At 45.1% G+C, this 11,815-nt stretch carries 9 protein-coding genes and 1 rRNA gene; 2 read left to right on the top strand and 8 right to left on the bottom strand.

What is annotated here, in order from left to right; all coding sequences use genetic code 11:
* Nucleotides 1–2 precede the first annotated feature (2 nt).
* The 4 genes from WA407_RS22905 to WA407_RS22920 form a co-directional block, all read right to left on the bottom strand.
* The gene (locus WA407_RS22905) at nt 3–881 is read right to left on the bottom strand and encodes a carbohydrate ABC transporter permease (RefSeq protein ID WP_061830977.1); all 879 of its coding nucleotides are present in this window, start codon (nt 879–881) and stop codon (nt 3–5) included.
* A 77-nt stretch (nt 882–958) separates the two neighbouring features.
* Nucleotides 959–2,260, bottom strand: a complete 1,302-nt coding sequence (locus tag WA407_RS22910) for an ABC transporter substrate-binding protein (protein WP_250261379.1) — start codon at nt 2,258–2,260, stop codon at nt 959–961.
* Nucleotides 2,261–2,458: 198 nt separating this feature from the next.
* Nucleotides 2,459–3,565 (bottom strand): response regulator transcription factor, encoded by a 1,107-nt coding sequence (locus WA407_RS22915; RefSeq protein ID WP_336078452.1) that lies wholly within the window; start codon nt 3,563–3,565, stop codon nt 2,459–2,461.
* Nucleotides 3,558–5,366, bottom strand: coding sequence for a sensor histidine kinase (locus tag WA407_RS22920; protein WP_235306352.1), 1,809 nt, complete (start codon nt 5,364–5,366; stop codon nt 3,558–3,560). The genes WA407_RS22915 and WA407_RS22920 overlap by 8 nt, the downstream gene beginning before the upstream one ends.
* A gap of 177 nt (nt 5,367–5,543) precedes the next feature.
* Between WA407_RS22920 and WA407_RS22925 the strand changes: the two genes are divergently transcribed.
* On the top strand, nt 5,544–6,530 hold the full coding sequence (locus WA407_RS22925) for a LacI family DNA-binding transcriptional regulator (protein ID WP_336078453.1): 987 nt from the start codon (nt 5,544–5,546) through the stop codon (nt 6,528–6,530).
* Nucleotides 6,531–6,612: 82 nt separating this feature from the next.
* Nucleotides 6,613–8,889, top strand: a complete 2,277-nt coding sequence (locus WA407_RS22930; RefSeq protein ID WP_336078454.1) for an alpha-galactosidase — start codon at nt 6,613–6,615, stop codon at nt 8,887–8,889.
* Nucleotides 8,890–9,023: 134 nt separating this feature from the next.
* Here WA407_RS22930 and WA407_RS22935 read toward each other — a convergent pair whose 3' ends face one another.
* From WA407_RS22935 to rrf, 4 genes are all read right to left on the bottom strand, one after another.
* A complete protein-coding gene (locus tag WA407_RS22935) occupies nt 9,024–9,569 on the bottom strand; it encodes a GNAT family N-acetyltransferase (RefSeq protein ID WP_336078455.1) in 546 nt (181 codons plus the stop codon).
* Nucleotides 9,566–10,291 carry a YjjG family noncanonical pyrimidine nucleotidase gene (locus tag WA407_RS22940; RefSeq protein ID WP_336078456.1) on the bottom strand — a complete coding sequence of 242 codons (726 nt, stop codon included), beginning with the start codon at nt 10,289–10,291 and terminating at the stop codon, nt 9,566–9,568. Before WA407_RS22940 ends, WA407_RS22935 begins: the two co-directional genes overlap by 4 nt.
* Before the next feature lie 271 nt (nt 10,292–10,562).
* Entirely contained in the window at nt 10,563–11,414 is an 852-nt protein-coding gene (locus WA407_RS22945; RefSeq protein WP_235306356.1) for an alpha/beta fold hydrolase, read from the bottom strand.
* 276 nt (nt 11,415–11,690) lie between these two features.
* Nucleotides 11,691–11,807 (bottom strand): 5S ribosomal RNA (gene rrf, locus WA407_RS22950).
* Between the last annotated feature and the right edge of the window lie 8 nt (nt 11,808–11,815).

Below are 11,815 nucleotides of genomic sequence, written 5' to 3' on the forward strand. Positions count from 1 at the left end.
TATCAGGCGGTTTGTCCGCGGTCGAACAGCTTATTGATGACTACAGTTGCCAATAGTGAGATTAGTACAAGCAGCACGGATACAGCACATGCATACCCATAGTTGCTTTCCATGAAAGCATAGCGGTAAATCATGAATGTCATTGTATAGTTTGTAGTGCCGGGGCCACCATTTGTCATAATCAGCATCTGCACAAAGGCCCCAATTCCAGAGGTAATCGCAATAATAAAGCAGAATTTGTAAGTTTCCCTCATCAGAGGAAGTGTGACATGCCAGTGCGCTCTCCATTTGCTGCAGCCGTCAATCGTGGCGGCTTCAAAGTAGTCTTCGGGTACTGACTTAACTCCTGCATATAGCAGCGCGAATTGATACCCCATAAACTGCCAGGCATTAACGAAGGCGATGGCAATAATCGATGCTGTCGGGGAGCTTAGCCAATTTTGCTGATAAGGGATGTTCAAGAGATCAAACAGCCGGTTGATCAATCCGTTAGTTGGGTCATAGATTGCGATCCACAGCTGGCACACCACGGTTACCGATAAGACAACTGGGATAAAATAAGACGTTTTCAGTATTTTTCGCCCGCGTGTGCGCGGGTCCGCACAGATTAGCGCTAATAGTGTTCCCAGTCCGATCTGAAAGACCGCCAGCACAATGGCAAAGATTAATCCGTTCTTAAGCGAAGTAGCAAGTAGAGGATCGGAGAACAGTTCCCGATAATTACTCAGTCCCGAAAAGGTCAGCGTACTCAGGCCGTCCCAATCATAAAAGCTGCGAAGAACAGTTTGCAGAACGGGATATATCAGTATCACGCTATACAGTATCAAAGCAGGGAGGAGAAACAGTGCGAGCGCCGATTTGTTCCCCAAATATTTATTCATGTCTTGCTTCCACCCCTTATCTTTGGAACAGTATCCCCCAGCGACTTATCCGCCAAGGGTGCCGAATCCCTGAATTCTCAGTTTTCTTTTTCCAATGTACTATTCAGATTGTTCACAAAATCCTGTTCAGAGAAATTGTCTACCATTAAATTTTGAGTATTGTCATTAATGGTGTTCTGAATTTTTGTATTGCTCAGAAGTTGAGCATATTCCTGCGCGTTTGGCAGCAACTCTTTGACGACTCGCTGCATCATTGCTGGGACATTAGAGGCCATTGGCTTATCCACTTTCTGCGAAACAATTGGACTTCCAAGTTGGGTGTATCTGTACTCGGCTGACTTTGTGGCAAGGAAGGCCGCTACCTTTACTGCTGTTTCCTTGTTCTTGCTACTCGGTGATACTGCGTAACCTTGTGGTGAACCCGAGCCGTCTATGAAATATTTGGAATTCTCGTAGGTTGCTTCATCCTTTGCAGGCCAGTACATCCAGTCAACCTGGTCGCCCAGCTTTTCTTGTGAACTGTAAATTTCCCATTGTCCGTTCACGAACATAGCAGCCTTCCCTTGATAAAATAAGGACGATGCCTGATCATAATTGGTATTCGTGGCGTTGGCATCGAACAATCCGGCTCTCTGCAATTGCTTCATCTGCTGAGCTGCTGTTACGAATGCCTCCGGCAATGCTTTTACACCTTTCTGATCAAGTGCTCCGAATCCATGCGGCTGCTCCCTTGTAACCAGTCCATTATAAAAAGCGGTCGTTATCCATTTTTCCTTGGCGAAGATTGACATAGGCACATAACCTGCGGCTTTCAACTTTTTCCCTGCATCGGCCATCTGGTCAATCGTCTTAAGCGGTGTTTTGATTCCGACCTTCTCAAAAATTGACTTGTTATAATAGATCATTTGGAATTCTATACCGGTTTCGGGATAAGCATATACATGATTGTCTGGAGCTACCAAACGCGATTCAACACCCGGGTTAAGATTCTTCTTGAATTCGGCCGTTGTGTCATAGTTGTCCAGCACCTCAACATTTTTCGACTTTGCGAAAGTTTGCAGAACAGACCAATCCGCTAAATAGATGTCCGGCATGTTGCCCGTTGCCGCATAGGTTTTCAGCTTCTGGCCTCCATCCTGCACGGCAGGATCCAGTTCAATCTCTACGTTTGGCATCTTCTTTTTGAGCTCTTCCACCGCATAATCGAACGGCTTTATGGTATCGTCATCAAAATGCTGCGCATACACCTTCAATTTGATCGTACCGTCCCCTGCCTCGCTCTTGGAAGAGGTCGAGTTATCTTCGCCACAAGCGACCAATCCAATAGACATGGTGAGCACTAGCAAAGCTGCACTCCAACTTCTGTAAGTTTTTTTCATGTGTTTAATCCCCCTCATGCAGTGTGTTTTATGATTACGCTTTCATTTGCATGACTACAGTATACTGCCGCTTCTTTTTTTGATTAAGGAATAAAACGGGCTTAATCAGTAAAAAACGGGACAAATAGAGCAGCGGTTCTCCATATATAGGAAAACCACCAGGCTTAAATCGATTTGTCCTGCCTCTTAGGAAAGGCGCTACCTTTTTTTGAGTTGCTCATATTCAGTCGGTGTCATGCCAAAGCGTTTCTTGAAGCATTTGCCAAAATAATTGGGGTCACTGTATCCAACACTTTCAGCGATTTCTGACAGCTTCCGATTTCCATACAGCAAAAGCTCCTTGGCCTTCTTCATCCGGATGTGTGTAATATGATCCACTATGGAGAAGCCAGACTCCTTGCGAAAAACGCGGCGGAGATAGCTGGCATCGACGAAAACTCCGCACGAAACCTGCTCAGCAGACAACTCTGTGTCTGCATAATGTTCCTCGATATAATTGATCGCCGCCGCAAACAAATTGGAAGCCTTCGTAGGACGCATATTCTCCATCAGCTGGATCAGCTTGCGGTATAGGGCGAGCATCCAACCTTCAGCAGCCTCCCAGGAATCCAACTCCCGCAGCCGGTCGTAAGGAGATTTGTTCCCTCCTTCATCCCATAGCCGATCATAAGGAATGCCGCGTTCACTTGCAAAGGAAAGCGCTAGAGATACGATTCCCATAAGCATCGCATCTGCGTATTCATCCCCCCACTTGTATATACTAAGCTGCCGGATTGCCTTACGGACCTCCTCTAACGTTTCACTGTCTTTCATTCGGAGGTCTAGGACGACCGCATCACGCAGATGGCCCAAATCAGGCATACCTGCTCTGCCGTGCAACGCTTCGCTACCATGCTTACCCCACTCGGTACTTTCGCTCTCTTGTGGAAACACTGGTAGTTTCGGCTTAATACGTTCCAACATCGAGAGCATTTCTTCTGCATTGAACGGCTTCAACAAATAATCCTGTACTCCGGTTCGAACCGCCTTCTGTAGGTATTCAAATTCGTTATGTCCGGATATGAATACAATAACGATGCGTTCGAACTTGACTTTCAACCTCTCGGCTAATTCAATTCCGTCAATAAAAGGCATATTGATATCTACGAGAGCGAGATGCGGCTGATGCCGCTCGGCTTCCTGAAGTGCTTCCTGGCCGTTCCTTGCTTCGCAGCAAACCCGAAAGCCATGACTTTCCCAATCTATCTTAATACGCAGAAAGTCTCGGAACAGCGGTTCATCATCGACAATCATCACTTTATACATCTTGGTGTTCACTCCCCTTTGGCAGCATCGGCAGCAACAGGTCAACAGTTGTTCCCTCCGTGAGCACACTTTGCACGGATATCCCATACTCTTCGCCAAAATAGAGGCTCAGTCGTTGCTGAACACTGTAGGTACCGATTGATCGTATTCCTTCTTTCGGTAAATGTCTGGACATGATAGTCTGAACTTGGAATTCATCCATCCCCACACCGTTGTCCTGCACTCGAACGACCACCTTATCTCCCTGTTTAAAGGCAAAAATACGGATAAAACCTTTTGTTTCTTTCTTCTTAAGACCATGATAAATCGAATTTTCGACAAGCGGCTGAAGCGAGAGCTTCGGGATCGGTGTACCTGCAAGCTCTGGAGGGATATCCACTTCATAGCGAAACACATCGGGATAACGGATTTGCAGAATCGTCAGGTAATCATCAGTAATCTGAGCTTCCTTTTCTAAAGTGATTAATTCCCGTCCCTTGTTCAGCACCATTCGATAAAAATCTGCCAGCGCTTTTGTAGTATCTCTAGCCTCCTCATTACGATCTAACTCATTGAGTGCATAAATGGTATCCAAAGTGTTGTACAGAAAATGCGGTTTAATTTGGGCACTTATTAGTGCAAGTTCATATTCACGCTTACGGTTCTGTTCCTGCCTTACCTCATCCAGCAGCTCCCGAACTCGTCTTATCATAAAATTAAACGCTTCAGCAATGGTACCGATCTCATCCTCTGTGCGGACTGTTGTAACCGATTGCAAGTCACCGGTTACAACAGTCCGCATGGCCCTAGTTAGTTGTTCGAGAGGGCTAACGACCATTTTAGATAGAAAGCTAGCGCCCAGCCAGGAAAAAATAAGGCATAACACGCCGATTAAGAGCGACAGTCTAACATTTTGCCGGACATCAGCCGTAAGCAGGCTAAGAGAAACAATATTGACCAACTTCCAATCCATCCGGTTATAATCCGTGACCGTTACCAGATTGCCCTCATACTCGAATGAGCACGTTCCATGGGATGCATTAGGTGCACAACGTTGGATGGCCTCACCCAGCTGTGGATTCACCAGATTCATCAACATCTCATTGTCTTCTGCCACAGCCACGCGCATTTCGTTATCTAAAAAATAATAAGATTTGGGTGCATCTGGATCGCTGGAACGAAAGTAATCAGACAAACCTTCTTCCTTCACTAACAGAAAAAGCGTTCCATAGGGTTCGCCGGTGTCTATATTAATGACCATCTTCCCCAGCGTCAAAACGGGAGAGCTCCGATCTGGTGTTAGGAAATCCCTCTTCTCCATATCAAACCAGAGGGCCTGTCCATAACTTTCAGATTCCCTTACCTGCTTAAGCATGCTATAGATCTTGCGATCATCCCCGCTTTCGGTATAAGAGGCGAAAATCGTCCCTTCGTTATCAATGAATACAGCGGCATCCACCTCACGAAAGATTGACAAATCAATGGATAAGCGGCTCTGCATCAAGTTTCCAAACTGAATAGGCTCCATGGCAGTATTAGGTTTGGCACCGTATGAATCATACATCCGGTTAATATTCGTGACCATAATATTGGCCGCCGTTTCCACACTCCTGAATATATAATCGGTCCTAGACAAGATGAGCTGAGACTCATCGACCACATTGCTGGTGGTTCGATCTATCAAAGAACGGCTGAAAAGTTGGTTTGACAATAGTCCAAGAATAAGCAGAGAAATAATAATTAGCGGAAGAAATACCGTTATAACCTTGCTTTTAAAGCGAAGTCGACCGAACCACTTACGAGCTAGTGACAAAATATTCAACTAGGACCCCTCCGTCATCAAGAGAATATTCATCATGTTAACACAAACAATCTCTACAGTAGTAGTTCAAAAATAAAGTTAAAAAAATTCAACCGTTCTTCTTGAAAGTGCTTTAGAGATGTGTTAGGATAAAGTCGATTTTTAGTAAAATTATTAACTAAAAAGGTGTGAGCTCTTTTGGCAACCATTAAAGACATTGCCCGCGAAGCGGGTGTGTCTGCCGCAACCGTTTCAAGGGTTTTAAATAACGATCTGTCACTGTCCGTAAGCCCAGACACTAAAAACAGAATTTTTGGGGTTGCCGAGCAACTCGGGTATAAGCCTACCCGGCTGAGGCAATTAAAGCAGAATACGGAACGTGCCGGGAAAACGGTCTCCCTCCTGCTGTGGTGTTCTATTGAGGAGGAAAGAGACGATCCGTATTACGCTTCGATCCGCCGTGGAATCGAACTGCGCTGTGAAGAGCTTGGCCTGACGTTGGGCCAGACCTTGCGAGGCCGCTCATCCATCGGCACCCTGCAGAAGGCGGACGGTCTGATTGTTGTGGGCGGCGTTGACCCTGAAGAGGTATTCAAGCTTCATCCTGACAAGAACACCATTGTCCTTGTCGACCAGTACCATGAACAGCTGGAGTATGATTCTGTACGACTTCATTTCCGGCAAGCTGTTGATCAGGCACTCGGTCATCTACTTGAGCTTGGCCACCGACAAATCGGATTTATCGGCGGTAAGAACGACGGTGAGCGAAGAGCGCATTATTTTGAACGATTCATGCGGGAACAGGGGTTGTACAATCCTCAATTCGTCCGTATAGGTGCCTGGAGTACCGCGGATGGTTATCTCATGATGAACGAACTCCTAACCCAACAGGAACGACCGACAGCCTGCTTCGCTGCAAGCGATCCGCTCGCTATTGGTGCCCTCCGCGCCCTTCATGGACATGGAGTCAAGGTACCCGAGGATATGGCTGTTGTCGGCTTCGACGACATTGAGATGGCAGCCTTCGTGCAGCCTCCGCTAACCACTGTCCGTGCCTACCCTGAACAGATGGGAAAGGCGGCCGTGCAACTGCTCTCTGAACGGTTTGAGGGACGTGAACCACCTGCGTACAGCGTGATCGGGACTAAGCTTGTCATTCGGGAGAGCTCATGCAAAAAAGGCTAACATCAGTACTTGAGAGTCTTGTTGTCATTGATCAGTATCCTTACGTAAAACAATAATGATAACCCCCTAAGGAGTGAATATCATGAACATTCATGTTAACGAGGCGCTTGGTTTGTTTCATTTGCAGTCCAAGGATTGCAGCTATATTATCCAGCTTGTAGAAGGATATCCCGCACATGTCTATTGGGGAGCTCAACTTCATCATGACCAAAGTCTCGCAAGTATATTGGAGCTTAGGGAGCGTTGCTCCTTCTCTCCCACTCCCGTTTCTTCCAGCCGTACAATTTCTTTGGACACGCTTCCTCAGGAATACCCCCAGTATGGAACAAGCGACTTTCGTCAACCAGCTTACCAGGTTGCACTTGCGGACGGAACTCGGACTACGGAGCTGAAATATAGTGGTTACCGTATTGAACCGGGTAAACCAAAGCTCGAGGGACTTCCTTCCGTCTATACCGAATCGGATGATGAAGCCACAACCCTCTTTTTGATCCTTGAGGATCAATACTCGGGGCTTAAGACTACACTGCTCTATACTGTATTTGCGAACCACAGTGCTATTGCTAGGTCTGCTCTTTTTGAACAAAAGGGAAGCGCTACCATAAATATTGAACATGCCATGAGTGCCTCTGTCGACTTCGCCGATTCCAACTACCAAGCTCTCTACTTATCTGGAGCCTGGGTTCGGGAAAGACATATCCAACGCCGTGATCTCGGACCCGGCTCCATTCGGCTCGAGAGCCGACGGGGTTCCAGCAGCCACCAAATGAACCCCTTTCTGGCACTGCTTCGTCCTGATGTGACTGAAGATCGTGGGGATGTTTACGGTTTCAGTCTAATCTACAGCAGCAACTTCGTCGCACAGGCAGAAGTAGAGCAGTTCAATCAGACTCGTGTAAGTATCGGAATCAATCCTTTTGACTTCTCCTGGCGGCTTGAGCCGGGTCAGTCATTCCAGACCCCTGAAGCCGTATTGGTCTTTTCCGAAGAAGGTCTTGGAGGCATGTCACGCACCTATCACCGACTCTATCGCACACGTCTGTGCCGAGGGGCTTACCGTGACAAAGAACGTCCGATTCTCGTGAACAATTGGGAAGCCACGTATTTCGACTTCGACGCCGACAAAATCGAAGCGATTGCCAAGGAAGCAGGACCCCTTGGAATTGAGCTCTTTGTTCTAGATGACGGTTGGTTTGGTAAGCGCGACAACGATGATAGTTCGCTTGGAGACTGGTTTGAAGACCGTCGCAAGCTGCCTGGCGGGCTTGCTGACCTGGCAAAACGGGTTAATGAACAAGGATTACAGTTTGGCTTGTGGGTTGAGCCGGAAATGGTATCACCGGATAGTGAACTGTACCGCAGCCATCCCGACTGGTGCCTGCATGCAGAAGGCCGGCGGCGGACGGAAGGCCGATCCCAACTGGTGCTCGATCTCTCCCGCAAGGAAGTATGTGACTACTTGTATGAGACACTTAGCTCCGTATTCTCGATCGCTCCGATTACTTATGTCAAGTGGGACATGAACCGTAATATGACAGAGATTGCTTCGGCTACTGCTCCTAGTGGACGTCAAAAGGAAACTGCACACCGTTATATGCTCGGACTTTACGATCTGATGGAACGTCTGACCTCCCAGTTCCCGGACATCTTGTTCGAAAGCTGTTCCGGAGGCGGTGGACGATTCGATCCCGGAATGCTCTACTATATGCCGCAGACATGGACCAGTGACGATACCGATGCCATTGAAAGATTGGCTATCCAGTACGGCACAAGCATCGTGTATCCAGCCAGTACCATGGGCGCACACGTATCGAACGTACCAAATCACCAGGTGGGGCGAATCACCTCCCTCGCTATACGCGGCGACGTGGCAATGAGCGGGAATTTTGGCTACGAACTTGACTTAACTGCCTTTACAAATGAAGAAAAGGAGCTCGCTGCCAAACAAATTGCCCAGTATAAGGAAATTCGTTCCCTCGTACAGCAGGGAGATATGTATCGACTCCTTAGTCCATTTGAAGGTCGAGGCGATACGGCCTGGATGTTCGTTAGCGAGAACCAGTCCGAAGCTTTTGTCGCTTACTTCCGCGTACTAGCTGAACCGAATGGGCCCATCCGGCGACTAACTCTAAAAGGACTTGACCCAGATAAAAAGTATATAATCGAACACGGAGCGACGGGCAACACAGCAGTCCATACGGGTAATACCTTAGTGGAAGATGGCGGTTCCCCCTTCTGCGTAGCATTTGATGGCGAAATTTTTGGAGGTGACCGCCTAATGAAAATTGGGCTTGTTGTCTCGGATCTCTCTGGAGATTTCGCCAGCTCTACCTTCCGCCTTAAAGCTATCTCCAACTAATAACAAATGCAGTTAGCAACGATGAATATCGATGAAAAAATTAAAACAAGGCAGTCCGATTTTCCGGCCTGCCTTGTTTTATAACTTTGGTCCCTGTAGATTAAAGACACAACAAGAGATTGCCAAGCCATTGATCATTTAATAGCATCCTTGACTTTGATTCTCCATATCATATGATCAGAGCCTGCTCCCCAATAATCTTTTAATAAATAATCAGGAGTTCCAAATTTCTTTTTCCATATTTTCTGCGCAATACGATATCCACTATCTAAACAAAATTCTTCTACTCCTCTATTCTTCAGCGCCAAATACATTGATTTCAACAATAAATTCCCTACCCCAGTCTTCTGGTAGTCAGGGTGAACAAATACAGTTCCTACCTCGCATAACTTTTTAAATGTATCACTGGTAGATTTACTTATTAGTTGACTTACTGGTCCATATTCAATAGAACCCATTATTTGATTCCCATCTACAGCGATTAAGAAATATCGCTGCTCACCGTGACTCTCCAAGTCACTTTCCAAATATAACCTCTTAGTATCAATTTCCTCCTCTATGTCTTCCAGCATATGACCAATGCCTTCTTTAGCAAACGTGTCTGTAATCACAACTCTAAACAATTCATTTAACTTTTCGATGTCCTTAATTTCCGGCCTTCTGATTTCGACATTATTCATCTAATTTCAGCTGATGTACGATTCAGTACGAGACGCTTTGAAAGTACACTATTCGGCAGCTCCATCAAACTTGTTATTTCATAAGTGGGTTGAATGCCAGACGTATTTGTTTTTCTGGAAGGGTTGAACCAACAGGTATCAATTCCATATTTGTTCCCTCCTTGAATATCAGAAGTTAAAGAATCGCCGACCATGAGAACCTTACTTTTATTAGAGATGGCCAACTTGGTAAATGCGTAATCGAAAATACCAGCTTGCGGCTTTTGACAACCCACTTCCTCTGAAATAATTACCTGCTCAAACACATCACGCAGCGGCGAAAGCTGAATTCTGGAGGTTTGCACCTCTTTGATTCCATTCGTAATGATCGCCAAACGACAGTCGGATAGTACATTACATAATTCAATCGCTCCGTCCATCAAAAAAGCACCTTCACCCAAATAACGTAAATAAGCAGTACTAAAGGCATCTGGATTGAAGTCTAGACCATGAACAGTAAATAATCGCTTAAACCTCTCGACCCGTAGCTGTGCCGAGGTAATATGTCCTTCCTCTGCCTCTCGCCACAACGAACTGTTGATTTCATCATAGCTGGATTTATACTCCGTGGCCCCTTGCGGCAATCCAAATTGGGCAAACGTATTATGTAGCGCATGACTCTCTGCCATTTTAAAATCAAACAGCGTGTCATCAACATCAAACAAAATAATTTCGTATTTCATAACGGCCTCCATATCATTGCTTTACTAAATTGTTCAGTCTCCTTGATCCTTTGAGCTGTTCCAGATAGAAGTACAACAAAAAACTAACAATACATTATTACCTTTCGGTTATTATACAGAACCTAGTTAAGCCGTCAAGTCACTAATAACAAAGTCATAGTATTTTGTCATCGGTGCAAAAGGTAAATAACGCTCAATAAGAATGCCCGTAAAATGAAGGTGATCTCATTTTACGGGCCACTGAGCATCTAAGAGATGATATAGCAAGAATCTAGTGATCTTCATTAATCCATTTAGCTAGTGTTTGATCAAAACAATGAGGTTCTTCAAACATCGGGTTATGCCCACTATATTCAAAAATCACTTTTTTCACGTTATCGTAGGTGTCATCGACCCTATCCCATAAAGAAACTGGCGCAACCAAATAATCATACCTTCCCAAACCAATAAATACGGATTTATGGATATCCGCTAAGGATTGTATCAAATTCATGTTTCCGAATACTTCTCCCCATAAATAATCAATGATAGGCATGTTCGTATATACATCATTCCACGTGTAAGCCGCATCATAGGCATAATCATAAAAGCTTTGAGCTCCCATACGTATACACATGTGAACAAATCTTCTATCAGGGTCTCTTTTGATATCTTCCTCTAATAAAACAATGTCCTTTTCAAAACGTTCCTTTCTTTCTGAACTGGCCGTTTCATTAAAGAAAGAAAAGCTTTGCCGTTGTCTTTCTTGGCTGTTTGTAGGTGCTGAATTTAAAAGTACCACTTTTTGAACATAGTCCGGGTATTGTTTAGCATATTCTAAAGCCATAAAAGCATGCCCGGAATGTCCTAATATGATAAATTCATTTAAATGAAGGCATTGTCTTGCTGTTTCTATATCATTAATAACTTTATCCAAAGTATAGTCTTCTGGTTTTAAAGCTCGAGTCGGTTTTGCAAACCCTCTATGATCCAGAAAAATAAACTGAAACTCTTTATATAAATGGTCTGAAAATAAGCGAGGATAATATACACTACTGCCGATCACCAATATCGGTCTTCCGTTACCTCTTATAGCATATTTCAGCTCAAATCCATCACTAATAACTGTTTGATAAGTGCTCATTTATAATCTCCTTTTCTTTTTTAAATCACTCCCTTTCCTTTGTGTAATTCCCTTGTATTCTCCATAGAACGTTCCAACACTTCAACTCACCTCAGAAAGTACATTTATTTTTATGAGAAAAGTTTAACATGGTTTTTTCAAAAACAAAACTGTGTTATTTTGTCTTACTTGTCTTGACTTATGGGATTCATACTTCATTTTTGACAAGCACATCTTTTTGGAAACAAAAAAACCGCGATAATCGCGGTTTTTTATGTAGAGGTCATACTTTTATTTGCTTGGCGACGTCCTACTCTCCCAGGACCCTGCGGTCCAAGTACCATCGGCGCTGGAGGGCTTAACGGTCGTGTTCGGGATGGGTACGTGTGGAACCCCTCCGCTATCGCCACCAAACATGAATT

Origin of the sequence: Paenibacillus sp. 203, from assembly GCF_037027525.1 — a bacterium.
GTDB classification, from domain to species: domain Bacteria; phylum Bacillota; class Bacilli; order Paenibacillales; family Paenibacillaceae; genus Paenibacillus; species Paenibacillus polymyxa_B.

What these genes read in the sequence shown, in the direction of transcription:
- WA407_RS22905 (WP_061830977.1), bottom strand. Translation starts at nt 881, where the DNA reads ATGAATAAATATTTGGGGAACAAATCGGCGCTCGCACTGTTTCTCCTC.
- WA407_RS22915 (WP_336078452.1), bottom strand. Translation starts at nt 3,565, where the DNA reads ATGTATAAAGTGATGATTGTCGATGATGAACCGCTGTTCCGAGACTTT.
- WA407_RS22935 (WP_336078455.1), bottom strand. Translation starts at nt 9,569, where the DNA reads ATGAATAATGTCGAAATCAGAAGGCCGGAAATTAAGGACATCGAAAAG.
- WA407_RS22930 (WP_336078454.1), top strand. Translation starts at nt 6,613, where the DNA reads ATGAACATTCATGTTAACGAGGCGCTTGGTTTGTTTCATTTGCAGTCC.
- WA407_RS22945 (WP_235306356.1), bottom strand. Translation starts at nt 11,414, where the DNA reads ATGAGCACTTATCAAACAGTTATTAGTGATGGATTTGAGCTGAAATAT.
- WA407_RS22940 (WP_336078456.1), bottom strand. Translation starts at nt 10,291, where the DNA reads ATGAAATACGAAATTATTTTGTTTGATGTTGATGACACGCTGTTTGAT.
- WA407_RS22910 (WP_250261379.1), bottom strand. Translation starts at nt 2,260, where the DNA reads ATGAAAAAAACTTACAGAAGTTGGAGTGCAGCTTTGCTAGTGCTCACC.